Annotated in this window: 19 protein-coding genes; 3 read left to right on the forward strand and 16 right to left on the reverse strand. The window is 69.5% G+C overall.

Annotated elements, in window-relative coordinates; all coding sequences use genetic code 11:
• Window positions 1-30: 30 nt before the first annotated feature.
• Both OG294_RS14045 and OG294_RS14050 read right to left on the reverse strand, forming a co-directional pair.
• Window positions 31-291: a hypothetical protein gene (locus tag OG294_RS14045; RefSeq protein ID WP_327066832.1), complete on the reverse strand. Its 261-nt coding sequence runs from the start codon at window positions 289-291 to the stop codon at window positions 31-33.
• 37 nt (window positions 292-328) lie between these two features.
• Window positions 329-745, reverse strand: a complete 417-nt coding sequence (locus tag OG294_RS14050; RefSeq protein ID WP_327066833.1) for a hypothetical protein — start codon at window positions 743-745, stop codon at window positions 329-331.
• A 107-nt stretch (window positions 746-852) separates the two neighbouring features.
• Between OG294_RS14050 and OG294_RS14055 the strand changes: the two genes are divergently transcribed.
• Both OG294_RS14055 and OG294_RS14060 read left to right on the forward strand, forming a co-directional pair.
• Window positions 853-1062: a hypothetical protein gene (locus OG294_RS14055; protein ID WP_327066834.1), complete on the forward strand. Its 210-nt coding sequence runs from the start codon at window positions 853-855 to the stop codon at window positions 1060-1062.
• Between the two features lie 51 nt (window positions 1063-1113).
• Window positions 1114-1284 carry a hypothetical protein gene (locus OG294_RS14060; RefSeq protein ID WP_327066835.1) on the forward strand — a complete coding sequence of 57 codons (171 nt, stop codon included), beginning with the start codon at window positions 1114-1116 and terminating at the stop codon, window positions 1282-1284.
• Window positions 1285-1436: 152 nt separating this feature from the next.
• Here OG294_RS14060 and OG294_RS14065 read toward each other — a convergent pair whose 3' ends face one another.
• From OG294_RS14065 to OG294_RS14125, 13 genes are all read right to left on the reverse strand, one after another.
• The gene (locus tag OG294_RS14065; protein WP_327066836.1) at window positions 1437-1640 is read right to left on the reverse strand and encodes a hypothetical protein; all 204 of its coding nucleotides are present in this window, start codon (window positions 1638-1640) and stop codon (window positions 1437-1439) included.
• Between the two features lie 56 nt (window positions 1641-1696).
• Window positions 1697-1978 carry a hypothetical protein gene (locus OG294_RS14070; protein WP_327066837.1) on the reverse strand — a complete coding sequence of 94 codons (282 nt, stop codon included), beginning with the start codon at window positions 1976-1978 and terminating at the stop codon, window positions 1697-1699.
• A gap of 67 nt (window positions 1979-2045) precedes the next feature.
• A complete protein-coding gene (locus tag OG294_RS14075; protein ID WP_327066838.1) occupies window positions 2046-2840 on the reverse strand; it encodes a hypothetical protein in 795 nt (264 codons plus the stop codon).
• Complete coding sequence (locus OG294_RS14080) at window positions 2837-3220, reverse strand: hypothetical protein (RefSeq protein WP_327066839.1); 384 nt, start codon at window positions 3218-3220, stop codon at window positions 2837-2839. The genes OG294_RS14075 and OG294_RS14080 overlap by 4 nt, the downstream gene beginning before the upstream one ends.
• A gap of 1 nt (window position 3221) precedes the next feature.
• Window positions 3222-3464 (reverse strand): hypothetical protein, encoded by a 243-nt coding sequence (locus OG294_RS14085; protein WP_327066840.1) that lies wholly within the window; start codon window positions 3462-3464, stop codon window positions 3222-3224.
• Between the two features lie 3 nt (window positions 3465-3467).
• A complete protein-coding gene (locus OG294_RS14090) occupies window positions 3468-3710 on the reverse strand; it encodes a hypothetical protein (protein ID WP_327066841.1) in 243 nt (80 codons plus the stop codon).
• 148 nt (window positions 3711-3858) lie between these two features.
• On the reverse strand, window positions 3859-6528 hold the full coding sequence (locus OG294_RS14095; protein ID WP_327066842.1) for a DEAD/DEAH box helicase: 2670 nt from the start codon (window positions 6526-6528) through the stop codon (window positions 3859-3861).
• Window positions 6529-6615: 87 nt separating this feature from the next.
• A complete protein-coding gene (locus OG294_RS14100) occupies window positions 6616-7998 on the reverse strand; it encodes a replicative DNA helicase (protein ID WP_327066843.1) in 1383 nt (460 codons plus the stop codon).
• Window positions 7995-9098 (reverse strand): hypothetical protein, encoded by a 1104-nt coding sequence (locus OG294_RS14105; RefSeq protein ID WP_327066844.1) that lies wholly within the window; start codon window positions 9096-9098, stop codon window positions 7995-7997. Before OG294_RS14105 ends, OG294_RS14100 begins: the two co-directional genes overlap by 4 nt.
• Window positions 9099-9183: 85 nt before the next feature.
• Window positions 9184-9801, reverse strand: coding sequence for a hypothetical protein (locus OG294_RS14110; RefSeq protein WP_327066845.1), 618 nt, complete (start codon window positions 9799-9801; stop codon window positions 9184-9186).
• A complete protein-coding gene (locus OG294_RS14115) occupies window positions 9798-9980 on the reverse strand; it encodes a hypothetical protein (RefSeq protein ID WP_327066846.1) in 183 nt (60 codons plus the stop codon). Before OG294_RS14115 ends, OG294_RS14110 begins: the two co-directional genes overlap by 4 nt.
• Window positions 9977-10168 carry a hypothetical protein gene (locus OG294_RS14120; protein WP_327066847.1) on the reverse strand — a complete coding sequence of 64 codons (192 nt, stop codon included), beginning with the start codon at window positions 10166-10168 and terminating at the stop codon, window positions 9977-9979. Before OG294_RS14120 ends, OG294_RS14115 begins: the two co-directional genes overlap by 4 nt.
• Window positions 10165-10551 carry a DUF6907 domain-containing protein gene (locus OG294_RS14125; protein WP_327066848.1) on the reverse strand — a complete coding sequence of 129 codons (387 nt, stop codon included), beginning with the start codon at window positions 10549-10551 and terminating at the stop codon, window positions 10165-10167. The genes OG294_RS14120 and OG294_RS14125 overlap by 4 nt, the downstream gene beginning before the upstream one ends.
• A 193-nt stretch (window positions 10552-10744) precedes the next feature.
• On the opposite strand from OG294_RS14125, the gene OG294_RS14130 reads away from it, so the two are divergent.
• Window positions 10745-11803, forward strand: coding sequence for an XRE family transcriptional regulator (locus OG294_RS14130; RefSeq protein WP_327066849.1), 1059 nt, complete (start codon window positions 10745-10747; stop codon window positions 11801-11803).
• A 146-nt stretch (window positions 11804-11949) separates the two neighbouring features.
• Here OG294_RS14130 and OG294_RS14135 read toward each other — a convergent pair whose 3' ends face one another.
• The gene (locus tag OG294_RS14135) at window positions 11950-13092 is read right to left on the reverse strand and encodes a methyltransferase domain-containing protein (protein WP_327066850.1); all 1143 of its coding nucleotides are present in this window, start codon (window positions 13090-13092) and stop codon (window positions 11950-11952) included.
• Window positions 13093-13231 lie beyond the last annotated feature (139 nt).

Raw genomic sequence — 13231 nt, forward strand, 5'->3', positions numbered from 1 at the left:
CCGGCCGCCGGGGCAGCCGGGCGGGGGTGGTCAGTCGAGGCTGCTGAGGGCGTCGGAGTAGCCGTCCCAGTTGTCGACCCCGGCGGCTTCGAGGGCGCGGAGCACAGCGGAGTTCTCCTCCAGCTTGGCGATCTGCTCGCGAAGCTGGGTGATCTCCTCCTGCGGGCGTCCCAGTCGGGGGTCCTCCAGGACGGGTTCGAGCTTGTTCGCGATGGCGGTGGCGTCTGCGCCTTCCTGCATCATGCGGGCGATCGTGCGGGCGGCGAGTTCGATGTTCGGGTTCCGGGACAACGGGGTCTCCTCAGGGTGATGGCGTCGGGCGGTCGAGTCAGAACGGGCTGAGGGCGCTGTTCGACAGTGCGTAGGCGTAGCCATACGCCTCATCGAGGAGCGGGCCGGCGGTTCCGTGGTGGTATTCGGCGACGGCACGGAGCAGCGTCTGCTGGGCGGCGAACAGGGCGCGGGCCTCGTGCTTGAGGTACTGCTGCGCCTCGGCCGGGATGCTTCCCTCGACGACGTCGCCACGGATCTCGGAGTCGAGCTGGTCGAGGTGGTCGTGCCAGGTGGAGAGCATGTCGAAGTGGGTGCGAATGGCCCTGTCGGCCGCGGCGGCCAACTGGCTGTTCGAGTTATCGGCGATGACCTCGGCTTCGTGGCGGATCGCATCGGCGGTAAAGGAGTCGAAACTGTCTGGGATGCCGGCGATGGCGGTCTCGTACTTGGCGATGGCGCGCTGGTTGGGCACTGAGCTTCTCCTCTGCGATTTCGTGTATATACACAGGCTAGCGCTCGTGCATATACACCGCAACCCCATTGCTGGACGCCGTGCATATACACCCCTACTCTGTGACCATGGCCAAACAGAACACCGAAGGACACACCCCCCTGCGCCAGCTCCGCATCCCCGAAGACGAGTGGACAGCCCTCGGAAGACTCGTCGGCGACCGGAACCGCACGGCCACCATCCGAGAGTTCATCCGCTGGTACGCCCGCATGCCCGGCGCGAAAGCCCTCCACCGGCCCGACCGCCCGCCTGGCCCCGCCGAGCCCGACGGCCCCTGACCCCCAGGCCCCGCGCTAACCTGACCACCCGACCCGCCCCAGGAGACCGGAATGCTCGACAGCAACGACATCACCCCCGAGGACACCGCCACCGTCCAGCGCATCACCCGCCTCCGCCTGGACGGCCTGACCACGGAGGAAATCGCGGAAGCCCTGAACAACGAGGGCATCCCCAACGACGCCTTCTACAAGCTCACCCCCATGCGGCTGCCCCAGGCCTGACGTCGGCCCCGCCGTCCCGCCCCGAAGCCCCCGCTTGCCGGGGGCTTTCCGCTGCCCGGGCCCCGCAGCCCCGTCCCGGCCCGTGGCGGCCCCTCAGGCGGCCGAACCCGGGCCGGAGGCAGTCCGGGAGCTTCCGGGGCGAGAACGGGCCGCTACGGGCGCCGGCCTCGGCGCGGCCCATCGAGGCCGAGCACGTCCCCATCCAGCCCGACACAGGACGCATCCCAGCCGTCCCGCTCGATCGCGTGAGCGTCCGTCACCATCCGGTCGACGAACGCGTTGATCACCTCGCGCGGGGCCTCGGGCGGGAAATAGACGGCCACCGTGTAGCCGTCGGCCACGGCCTGATCGGTCACGTGTTGCTCCTTCGTGGTTGGTGGGGTGCGCCGCGGCCGGCGGCGCTTCACGAGCGTCACCACTCCCCCTTGTGCGCGGCCGTCAGGTGCGCGGCCCAAGCGAGCACCGCATCGTTGACCGAGTCCCCGACACAGCGCGCGTCACAGTGGCAGGTCGCGACGGGGTCACAGTCGTTCCAGCCGAGCTCCATGCGCGGCGCGAACGGCTCCTGGTGGACCACCTCGACTCCATGCTGTTCGAGCGCGGCGGCGAACTCGGCACTGGTGACGTCGATCCGGCCGAGGGGCGCGCCGATCCAGGGGCCGCCGGGCCCGTGTCCGAATGAGAAGTCGGCCATGTCGTCCTCCTTCGTGGGGGGGGGGTGGGTGGTGGGGTGCGCCGCGGCCGGACACACCCCGAGATGGTCAGGCGGACCCTCCCACCACCAGCAGCCGCAGCCGCGGCCGGACCGGCACCGCATCAACTCCCGGCACTGGCCAGTCATCAGCGCACACCCCGTACACCGGCGCCACCCAGTGATCGCAGTGCTTGCCGTACAAGGTCGCGAAATCCGCCTTGAAGTACGAGCCGAGCAAACCACCCCGGTTCGGGATCGGCTCCGGCGCCAACTCGTTCTGCTCCCGAACCTGCTCGGCGACCCGGGCCGCCTGGTCGAGGTGCCGACGGCAGAACCAGTGCGCGGTCTGCCAGCCCGTCGCCGGATCCTTCTCCACGATCAGGGTGTGCCCGGTCGCGCCGCACGGGTCCTGCTTGGTCGGCTCGGGCGGCGGCACGTAGCCGGGCAGCACGTGGACGATCGTCGGCGGACGCGGGTGCAGCGGCGTCGGCTGGATCAGGTCGGGATCCGGCTTGGTACGCGGCACGTACCCGCGCGGCTTGTAGGCCCGCATCCGCGGCGCCTCGCAGAATGCCTGCGAGGCGGCCTGCTCGACCTGGCGGGGCGGCTCATACCTCGGGGCATCGGCCTCGATCAGCTCCGACATGCGGGATCGGCGGCCGTCCGGGCGCCACCTGCTCGCCGGCCCGAGGAGCTTCTTCACGCGAGGGAACACTTCGCCAGGCGCGGGCTGGTCGGGGTCACGTTGCATGACCCACGCCATGGCGAGGATCAGTTCGCGGGTTCCGGCGAGGAGTCGGGTATCGGTGTAGGCCCGGGCACAGAACTCGTCGTACTTCGTGAGGCGTTCGTCGTCGCTCACCGCTCGCTCCTCAGTCCGGTCTCGTCGCGGTTCCAGCCGCAGGTGAACAGGGCGCCTTCCTCGAACCAGCCCCGCAGGCGCATCGCCTGCCCGACCTCGGCCGGGTCGTGCTGCGCCAGGTCTGCCCAGGCGTTCCCACTCATCCGCTGCCCGGTCGGGTCGTGCGGGTCTCCGCACGGGCACGGGCAGTTGGGTCGCTGTTCGTCGAGGGGGTTGGCGCCCCAGCACTTGTGATGCCAGTGCTGGGCGCACGCTTGGCAGGCGTCGCGGGGGACGATCAGGAACGGGCCGTCACCGCCATCGTCCCCGCCGCCGTCCTTGCGCTTCCGCTTCGGGTCACGACGGTCCTGCACGTGGGCGAGGTGTAGTGCGGCACCCATCTCAGGCCTCCACGGTGGTCGTTACAGCGGGCGCGTCTTCCGCGGTCCAGGGGGTGCGGGTGACGTGGCGGGACACGAAGACGAGCCGCATCTCGTCGGTGCCCTCGGGCATGTCCGCTTCGAGCATGCGGAACTGGGCGAGCGCGCGATCCCGGTCGGTGCCGAGGGGAGTCAACCAACCGCGGGTCCCGTCGCCGTACTCGACGTACCAGCCGTACTCGGTGAACGCTTCAACGTCGGACATGAATCAGGCCTCCTCGGCGGGCGCGGCATCCGGGCCCTGGGCGTCAATCGGGCGCCAGGGGGTGATGCTGAGCCGCCTCAACAGGTACCGGGCGGCCTTACGCACCTCGTCCTGGCCAAGGCCGGGAGTGGTACTCAGCTGCTCCCAGGCGGGGTAGTCGCCGCCGTTGACGAAGACATCAGCGTCGTGCAGCAGTCGGGCGAGGTCGTCGACGGCGATCTGCTCGGGCATGGGCTCGGTGGCCATGAGGGTGCCTCACTTTGCGGTGGTATGTGGTCAAGTGTCCCGTGTTTTCGGGCGCAGGGGTACCCCCTGGGCGTGGCGGTCCACGACCAATTCGGCTGGTGGGATGGGGAGATGGGGCCGGCCGGTTCAGGTCACGGCCGGCCCCGGGTCAGGCTGCGGCCCTCTGCGCTGACGGTCGAGCCCGAGATGACTCGTCCCAGTCGACGTCCCAGTCGATCCCAAGGGCCTCCAGCAACGCTGCGCTCGCACCCGTGAGTGTGCCGTCCGCTCGCCGCTGTCGTTGGACCTGCAACCAGCAGCCCAGGTAGCACGGGTAGCGCTGTGGAACGTCCGCTCTGAAGTGGAGCGGGACGCGTAGATCGCCGTGGTCCTTGAAGTACTTCACTGCGAGCTCCGCCGTCTCCATCCAATCCGCAGCCGCCTCGGAACGGCTGGGTCCGGCCACTACCCAGCCGACCCCGAGTTCGTTGAGAGCGGCGGCTTGTTCAGGCGCCAGGTCACCTCGATTCGCGTCCCGTCGCTGGTCATTGAGCCAGCTAGACAGAGACTGATCAAAGACACCCTCCCTGACCGGGTTCTCAAACTCACGCGGGATGTCGACATGCCCGAACGTCGCATGGAATGCCGCTACTCGTTCAAGGTATTGACGCCACCAGGGCGGAAGCCAGTCGAACCCCATGGCAGCGATGGCCGTTCCTTCCTCGGGGCCGAGTTCTCCCCAGTGGCGTCGGCGGCAGACGTCCTCCAGCCACTTGACGATGTCCACCTCGTTGCCATGGATGTCTGTTGCGATCACGCGGCCAGGCAGGTTGGCACATCCGTGCTCTGCCAGCCACGCCGCAACCGCTTCTCTGGCCGCCCGCTGCTTGACTTCCCGGGCGGCCTCCATCTCGGCCTGCCGAACGGCCAGAGGCACCCAGTCGAAGCCACAGCCGTTGAGGGCAGCAATCCGTTCCTGGCTCAACGTGGCATCGGCGTAAGCGTCTTGCTGCTCCTCCACCCACTTCCAGTAACGCCTGCCCATCATGGCGAAGCCCTCAGTGCCCCTCTCGGACCCAGCGAAGAACTCATACATCCGCCACCAGGCGGCGGTCTCCGCATCCCACTCGAAGCCCAAGGCATCAAGAGCAGCCACTCGCTCGAACGGCAGGATCCCCTTCAGGCGATCCGAACGCTGGCGGGCGATCCACCTCTTCAAGAAGGAGCCGTCGGCAAGCTTGGCCCCGGCGGGGACGTTGAGGTGACCGGCCTCGTCGTGGAACGCTTTCAGCGCGGCGTAGCCGTCCAGCCAGGGTGCCGTTGTGTGGTCGATGAGCGCGACAGCAATCTGCCGAAGGATCTCAGGGTCGGCGCACGGACCCGCGATGGCGATCCTGTCGGGCAGTCCATCCTGCTGCGAATCGTCGGCCTCCTGGGCTTCAGGTTCGCGCACCGCGGAAGTGCGCAGCTGGTCGAGTTCGGCGCCAAGGTCGTTGTCGAGGTCTCGCAACGCCCGGATGACCGTCCACGCCGGCTCGTAGTCGGTGCCGTCCAGGACGTTCGAAGGAAGGTCGCCGTCGGGCGCTTCGGGGAGCATCATCGGCAGGATGAACTTGGCGACGCCGCGGCCGCCAGGACTTCGTCGCAGAGCCCGGCCGGCCGACTGGATGATGTCGACCTCGGACCGCTTGGGGCAGGCGAAGAGAACCGCATCCACCGACGGCACGTCCACGCCTTCACCCAGGCAGCGAGCGTTCGACACCACGACCAGCCGACCGTCCGACGGTGCCGCCAACTCGGCCAGGATCGGGGCGCGCTGCTCGCTGCTCATCGAGCCGTCCACATGGAGCGCCGTGACCATGTCGGGGTCGTAGCCCAACATCGCCGCCACCTGACGGAGCTGCGCGGTGAACACTTTGGACCCGCGGATCGAGTCGCAGAACGCGATCGCCCTGCCCACGCCCTGCTCCTGCCAGGAGCGAAGGAGGGCAACCTGCGCCACCACCGTGTTGCGGGCCTCGCCGGGCTCACTGTCGCGTGCCTCGTCCAGCAGTTCCAGGATCCTGCGGACCTTCTCGTTCTCGACGACCGTCACCAGGGCCCGGTAGTCGTCGAGGTGGCCGTCGGCTATCGCCTTCGGGAAGGCGTACTCGTAGGCGACTTTTCCGAACAGCGGGTCGTCCATGCTCAGTGCGCCGCGGCCAGCGAGGCGGCTGGTGTACAGGCGCGGCGTGGCGGTCATGTAGATCCGCCGTGCGGCGGGGAGCCAGTCGGGGTCCGAGACGAGGTTCCGCAGGGATGTTGCCGGGTTGCCGGCCAGATGGTGTGCCTCGTCGCAGATCAGTACGTCCAGCGCGCGCCCCGCAGCTTGGACGCCCCGCGCCAGCACTGCCACGGAGACGTAGGTGCTGACGATGAGGAGCAGCCCGTCAGAGGGAAGCTCGTGCAGGCGGCGCTTGATCACGTCAACGTCCGTGGTGACCTGCGCGTCGAGGTCCGCGACGCTGGCCATCTCGTCGTGCTGGCCGATGGTGCGATCGGAGCAGACGGCGAGGCACTGGACGGGGCCGATGTCGGCGTTGTGGCGCCAGCCGTCGACGAACTGCTTCACGAGCGCCAGGGACGGCGTCACAACGGCTACGACGCCGACGTTCCGGCCTTGCCCCAACTCGGCTGCCAGGAGTGCCTCTGCGGCCCTCTGGGCGGTCAGCGACTTGCCGGTGCCGCACGCCATGCGCAACTGTCGGACGCCGCCACCGGCAAGGGCTTCGGTGATAGCGGCGACGGCTTCCTGCTGGTATCCGCGAAGCTGCGGCCCTGCCTGGACGGTGGTGCTCATGAGGACTCCTCATGGAAGTGGGTGAAGCCATGATGCCTGCTCATGGCAGACAGTGCGCGGACGTAAGTGCCGCATAGGACAGGCCAGTCAGCGAGGCGGGGTCTGGTTGGTGAGACTGCGCAGCGAAGCGAACTTGCCCTGGAAGGACAGCCAGATCTCGCGGCCCCGGAGACCGTTGCGGTTCTTACCCACGATGAGCTTCACCTGTCCGGCGTTCGGGCCGGTGTCCTGGCCTTCCTCGTCCAGCTCGCGGTGGAGCAGGAGAACAGTTGACGCGTCCTGTTCAATTTGGGAAGAGTCTTTGAAGTCCGTCGCCAGCGGCTGCCGGCCCACCGCGCCGCGGTTGAACTGCGCCAGCACCATCACCGGCACGTCGAACTCGTCCGCGATGTGCTTAAGGCCGAGCGAGATGCTCGCGACGTCCTGGACCCGATTCTTCCCCGCGTTCGGACCGACCGGTGTGACGAGCTGCGCATAGTCGACCATCACGAACGCGGGCTTCATCCCGCGCGACTCCATCCACCGGATCCGCGACTCGATCTTCGGGATCGTCATCGTCGGCGAGTCGTCGATGATGAAGTTCGACGCAGCCTCCGACGTCATCAGCTCAGTGATCCGAGCAACCTGGAACCACTCCCGGTCGCCAAGCTTGCGGCGCGTCAACGAACCCAAGTCGATGTTGCCCGCAGACGAGGCCAGCCGGGACAACACCTCGGATCCGCCCATCTCCATCGACACGACCAGCACCGGCTGCTTGCGGGTGAACGCCACGTGCGCGGCCTGGTTGAGACCCAGCAGAGTCTTGCCACCCCCGGTGGCCGCCCCGACAGCGGTGACCTCCTTCGGCTTGAACAGCACGACCTCGTTCAGGTCCGGCCACGGAGAGTCGATCGCCCGCGGGTCGTCCTCGTCCTCCAACTCGTCCATGTAGCCAGGCCAACGCTCGGCGACCGACAGGGCTTCGGTCTGACCACCGGCCGCCTTCCCGAACAAGGACTGCAGCTCGGACAGCGCCAGAGAGGCGATCTCACCGGCGGGAGCATCGCGGAGCCTGGCACGCTGGACGAGCCGGGTGCCGAGCTGCTCGATCTGCCGCAGCTCGTACAGGTTGACGATGATCTCGGCGTAGTCGGGGCCGTTCACCGCGGCCGGCACGGCGCTGATGCACCGTTCGAGGTAGATCGGGCCGCCGCAGCGCTGCAGATCGCCGCTGGCGCGCAGCGCCTCGGTGACCTTGATGGTGTCGACAGTGCGCCCGGGGGTGTCGTGGATCGACAGGATCGCCAGGTAGATCGTCTGGTGGGCGGGGCGGTAGAACGCTTCGCCCTGGCCGAGGGTCTGGGCGATCTCGTCGACGGCCCGGCGGGACAGGAGCATCGCGCCGAGTACGGCTTGCTCGGTCTGCTCGTCCCACAGGCCCGGCTCGTCGATCAGGGCGGGTTCGGTGTCGTAGTCGTCGAAGACGGTCATGCGGCTTCCTGGGCTTGGGTGTTGGGGTGGCAGTCGGGGCACGGGCCGGTACGGCGGAACCCGCGGTCGTCGGTGATGCAGCGGAGCCGGGTTTCCTCGTCGCAGTCGAGGTCCTCGCACCAGATGGGCAGGGCAGTCGGCGGGGCAGCGGTCGTCAGTGCGGCCGGCGTGCGGTGAACTGCGGCGTACAGGGGCAGGTCATCGATCCGGGTGGCGAGGACGGCGGCGTACCGGTGCACGCCGTCGGGCTTCTCGGTCAGCTGGGTGGCGAGGGCGTCGTCGAGGTCCCAGCCCTGCGCGTCGGCGGCGTCGAGGAGCTTCGGGGCGAGGCGCTGTGCGGTCTTGCGGCCGGCGGCCCACGGCCCGGGGAGCAGTTGCAGGAACCGCTCGGCGTCAGCGATCTGCTCGGGCGTGAAGCGCTCCCCCGCCTCCTCCGTCGGCGCAGCCGACTGCTTGAGGGGGTAGGGGGAGGAGGTTTCCACCTCCTCCGGGGGGTGTGGGGGGTGAGCCCCGATTCGTTGAGAGCCAACGTATCGGCCCTGACCTGCAACGTTTGACAGATCCCGATTCGTTGAATCCCAACGAATCGCTCCCGACTCGTTGGGATTCAACGAATCGGCCTGACCTGCTGATTCGTTGGGAGCCGACGAATCGGGCTGGCCGATCTGCTGGGAGCCAACGAATCGGCCTGAGCTGGGCATCTCCTCGGTGACCGAGTTGACGTACGCCCGGTTGTTCGCGGGGTTCCGGTAGACCGTGAACACCCAGTCGAGCCGTCCAGTCGCCTTGTTGTAGACCCTGTCCTGGTGGACGTGGCCGGCCTGCTTCAGGCGCTTCACGATGGCGCGCATCGCGTACTCGCTGATCTTCCAGCCACGCTGCTGGCACTCGGTGGCGAGCGCCGCCACGCTGGACGGCCGATCCGTGTCGCGGAGCAGCAGGTGTGCGAGTACGCCGATGTCCTCGGCCTGCAGCCCGGGCGAGTCGATAAGGTAGCGCGGGAAGACGACTTCCTCGGGCGCTTCCCAGGCGCGCTGAATGAGGCTCCTGGCGAACTCGGGCCCTGAGGGCATCCCTGTGGTGGGCGTGTTGACGGTCACGTGCTGGTCTCCAGCTTGTGCGCGGCACCGCCGCGGGGTGGGTGCAGGGGGTGCCGCCCGGCTGGAGTGTCGGGCGGCCGGGGGCCTATCGGCCGCAGGGAATGCCGGCGTGCTCGCGGGCCTGGGCGTAGTCGAGGCGGCCGTGACGGTCGAGCGCCTCGCCGAGGCGCAGCACCTGGGGCCACAGCGAGTCGAGGAACGCGTCGACCTCGGCGTGCAGGAGGCTCAGGTCGTCCAGCCGCGGGCCGTCCACGGGCGGGGCCAGCAGGTCGTCATCGTTGACGACGAGCGCCATGAGGCCGTTCGCCGGCAGGTGCCCGGCGAGCTGGCGCCGGTCGCTCGCGGAGAGGGCCTCGTTGGCCCAGGCCCGATCCGGGGTCCACAGCTGGTGGTCTCGCAGCCACCGGTCGGAGGCCCGCTCACCGGCCACGCAGCAGCGCACGTGGTCGGCGGCAGCCAGGTTGATGCCCGAGATGCCCGAGATGCAGTGTTCGCCGCCGGGCCCGGCGCTGAACGCCAGGTAGTCGAACGGGACTCCGGCGGTGAGGAAGACCGCGGCGTGCCCCGCTTCGTGGACGGTGCTCATGTGGCGGACCTGGCGGGGGGTCAGGTCGAGGGCTTGGCTGATGGGGAACGGGCGCCGGATGTTGGGGGCGGGGTTGCAGGTGTGGATGTCGAGGTCGGGTTCGTAGGACCAGCTCATCGCGGGCTCCTGGTGGGCTGCTGGCCGGGCTGGTCGCCGGTGACGGTGTACGTCTGGTGCGCGGGGTCGTAGCCGGTCTGGACGTGCTCGTAGCCGGCGGCCTGCGCCTGGTGTGCGGCGTGGACGGTGCGGTCGACGGCGTCGTGCGCGGTGTCCGACAAGCGGAAGATCGTGGTCACGCGACACCGACCTTTCCGCCGGCGAGTGCCCGGGCGACGGCGTGGCGCAGGAGGTTCGCACCGACGTGGTCGTGGCAGCGGACGGCGTGGGCGAGGAGGGCTTGCAGGCGTCCGATCGGGCCGAGGGGGCGGGGGCGGATGCGGCCGATCGCGGCGTTCTCGGTGGGGCGCGAGACGAGGGCGCTCATCGGGTCGCCTCCCCGTCCAGCTGGTCGGCCATGTTCAGCAAGCCGGCGGCGAACTGCAACAGCTGGGCCGCGACCTGACGGGCCGTGCCGCCGTCAGGGATCTCGACGGGGCTGCCGCCGAACGTGGCGTCGATCTCGTGCGTGGGGGCGGGGTAGCCGGGTTCGGGGTCGTAGCGGACGAGGGCGGCGGTGAGGCCCCACAGGTCGGAGCCGCCGAGGTCCGCGAGGCGCACGGCCCGGTGTTCGGTGGCGTGGTGGACGTCGTGGCCGAGGGGGCTAGTGGCGTGGTCATCGGTGCACCAGGCGGGGCAGGCCGCGGCGGTGCCGACGCGCGGCAGATTCGGGGCGGGGGCGGTGGTGCCTTGGGCAGCCAGAGCTGTCATGATGTCCTCATCTCTGCTGTGAGCGCTTCCGGTTACCAGGCCACTTGGCGCTCATGACGAGTCATCGGCCCCGCCTGTGAGCGGGGCCGTTCCCGTTTCTAGGGACAGCTCGACCATATAAGGTTTCTTGATAAGTTGCAATGCTATGACGCGCTGCGCAAACGGCCCCCGGGGTAGCCCGGGATCGCTAACGTTGAAGCTGACCAACACTCAGGAGGACGCGGTGCGCCGCAGGGACCTACTCGCCGGCGCGGCCGGTATCGGCTTCACGCTCGCCATGGGCCTGCCGACGCCGGCTGTCGCTGCGGGCCGCCCAGTACCCGTCGACCCGGCAGCCGGGCTGGGAGCGGCCCTGTTCGCGCCGTCCGCCGCGCAGCCGGTCACCGCGGCTCGGCTCGACAAGGGCCTCGCCGCCGCCAAGGCCGATTTCATGGCGGCCCGCTACGGCGCCCTGGGCGAGCACTTGCCGGCTCTCCTGGCCGCTGCCGAGGCCACTCGTGACGCCGCGTCGGGGCAGGCCCGGGAGCAGGCGCAGGCGGCCGTCGCCCGCGGCTACGTCCTGGCGACCGAGTTGGCGTTCAAGCAGCACTCGGACATCGCATGGGCAACCTCCGACCGGGCCCTGACCGCAGCCCGCGCCTCCGGAGACCCCGTCGTCATCGGGGAGGCCGCCCGGGTTCTCGGGATCACGATGCGCCGGGCAGGGCGGCCCGGCGCCGCCGTCGAACTGCTGCGCCGCACCGCCGCCGAGGTCGACACCGGCGACCCGGCCGAGCAGGCCGTCGCCGCGACCATGCTCCTCACCGCGGCGTACACGGCCGCCAACGACGGGCAGCGCAGCGATGCACTCGACCTGATGGGCCACGCCAGCAGCATGATCGAGCGGGCGACGGCCGCCCCAGGACGGGCCCTGTTCACGGTCGACGCGACCGTGGCACAGGTCGATTCGTACTGGGTGAGCACGTTCAACGCGCTGGGGACCCCGGACGAGGGCGTGCCGTACGCGGCCCGGCTCGCGGCGGTGCGGTGGACGTCGGCCGAGCGTGCGGCCCGCGCGGCGACGGACGTGGCCCGTATGTGGCACCGCCTTGGGGACGCGAAGCAGACCTTCGTCGCTCTGCGCCAGGTCGAGGCCGCGGCGCCGGAGGAGGTGCGGCGTCCGGCATTGCGGGCGCTGACAGCGAGTGCCCTGTACGGGCCGGCGACGGTCCCGGGGCTGCGGGAGTTCGCCCAGCGCACCGGCGCGATCTGAGAAGACATGGAGGGAGCCCACCGCAACATGCGGTGGGCTCCCTCGGCCTACTCGGGCCAGCTCTACTTCGTGACTGGCTCACTCCCGACTGGCCGGGCCACGGCGACAGTCTCGGCGTACTTCGGGTTCACCCATCCCTGCACGGGTCACCTTGCCCTTACCGGATTGTCGGGGTGGTCGAGCCATGACCGTTCACCATCCTGGTCGACGGTCAGCCCGAACCGGTCGAAGCCCGGCCGGCCCTGGTCCTGCCACCAGTCGTGTGCGGCCTCGACCTCGTCCCACAAGCGCCGGGCCCCGTACTGCTGAACGCGGTGGACATCACCGCCTCGGAATTCGGTAGCAGACCAGGCCGGTTCGGTTTCGGCGAGGCTATACAGCCACAGGGTCTCCCCGTCGTCGTGCGGTTGGACAGCGTGCGTGACGTCGGGCAGTCGCAGGCCGAGCGCAAACGGGAACGGCGCGAACCGGTGATGCGCGGGTAGCACCAGCCGGGTGGTTCCCTCTGACACCGTTCCACCTGCCGTGGGCGGCTGGGGCCAGACGAGCCGCTGGGAGCGCATCTTCATGAACTCCACTGGCCGCAGGAACGGGCCGGACGCGGTGCCGTCCCGCCCGACTGTGAGGCGGACCAAGGCGTCGCCGTTGCCGAAGTGTGTGCCCCACGGCGCCAGGATGATCCCGCTGGGCCGGGTCTGCTCGACCCAGCTGTAGGGGATGCTGCGCATTCCGCATGTGGCGATGACCCGGTCGTACGGCGCGCCTGGCGAGTATCCGTCGGCCCCGTCGCCAACGATGACCTTCGGGTGAAGGCCGGCGGCGCTGAGGTGGTGGCTGGCATCCGTTGCGACAGCGGGGTCGACCTCGATGGTCGTCACGGCTTGGTCGCCGAGATGCCTGGCGAGCAGTGCGGCGTTCCAACCGGTGCCGGTGCCGATCTCCAGCACCCTCATGCCGGGCTGCACATCCAGGTCGTCGAGCATGCCGGCGACAACCGATGGCATTGACGCGGAGCTTGTTGGAACGACCCCGGGTTCGCGGCCCGCGTGCTGACCGTCGTCCCACTGGGTGATGATCGGGATGTCGGCTTGCGCAGCGGTGGCCCAGGCGTCCAGGTTCGCTGTTCGGTCCACGGGGACGCTGGTGCCGGCGGCCATGTCGTGCGCCCACATCAGGTCGGGAAGGAACAGTGCGCGGGGGACAGCCTCGAAGGTGGCGGCCCATGGGGTTGGGACGGGGAAGGACCGCCCCGGCGCGCGGCCGAGGCGGTCCTGATTGGTGGTGGTCACTTGCGGTGGCCCCCGTCGCCGGGCGGGGAACCGCCATCGGGTGACGGGGGTGTGGGCGGGGGTGTCCACGGCTGGCCCGGCAGTTTGTCGCCGTTGCCGCCGCCTCCCGACGCGGTGTGCTCAAGGACCATTTACGGCT

This window comes from Kitasatospora sp. NBC_01302, from assembly GCF_035976515.1.
GTDB lineage: Bacteria > Actinomycetota > Actinomycetes > Streptomycetales > Streptomycetaceae > Kitasatospora.

What these genes read in the sequence shown, in the direction of transcription:
- OG294_RS14085 (WP_327066840.1), bottom strand. Translation starts at nt 3,464, where the DNA reads ATGTCCGACGTTGAAGCGTTCACCGAGTACGGCTGGTACGTCGAGTAC.
- OG294_RS14090 (WP_327066841.1), bottom strand. Translation starts at nt 3,710, where the DNA reads ATGGCCACCGAGCCCATGCCCGAGCAGATCGCCGTCGACGACCTCGCC.
- OG294_RS14080 (WP_327066839.1), bottom strand. Translation starts at nt 3,220, where the DNA reads ATGGGTGCCGCACTACACCTCGCCCACGTGCAGGACCGTCGTGACCCG.
- OG294_RS14095 (WP_327066842.1), bottom strand. Translation starts at nt 6,528, where the DNA reads ATGAGCACCACCGTCCAGGCAGGGCCGCAGCTTCGCGGATACCAGCAG.
- OG294_RS14120 (WP_327066847.1), bottom strand. Translation starts at nt 10,168, where the DNA reads ATGAGCGCCCTCGTCTCGCGCCCCACCGAGAACGCCGCGATCGGCCGC.
- OG294_RS14110 (WP_327066845.1), bottom strand. Translation starts at nt 9,801, where the DNA reads ATGAGCTGGTCCTACGAACCCGACCTCGACATCCACACCTGCAACCCC.
- OG294_RS14100 (WP_327066843.1), bottom strand. Translation starts at nt 7,998, where the DNA reads ATGACCGTCTTCGACGACTACGACACCGAACCCGCCCTGATCGACGAG.
- OG294_RS14070 (WP_327066837.1), bottom strand. Translation starts at nt 1,978, where the DNA reads ATGGCCGACTTCTCATTCGGACACGGGCCCGGCGGCCCCTGGATCGGC.
- OG294_RS14060 (WP_327066835.1), top strand. Translation starts at nt 1,114, where the DNA reads ATGCTCGACAGCAACGACATCACCCCCGAGGACACCGCCACCGTCCAG.
- OG294_RS14125 (WP_327066848.1), bottom strand. Translation starts at nt 10,551, where the DNA reads ATGACAGCTCTGGCTGCCCAAGGCACCACCGCCCCCGCCCCGAATCTG.
- OG294_RS14055 (WP_327066834.1), top strand. Translation starts at nt 853, where the DNA reads ATGGCCAAACAGAACACCGAAGGACACACCCCCCTGCGCCAGCTCCGC.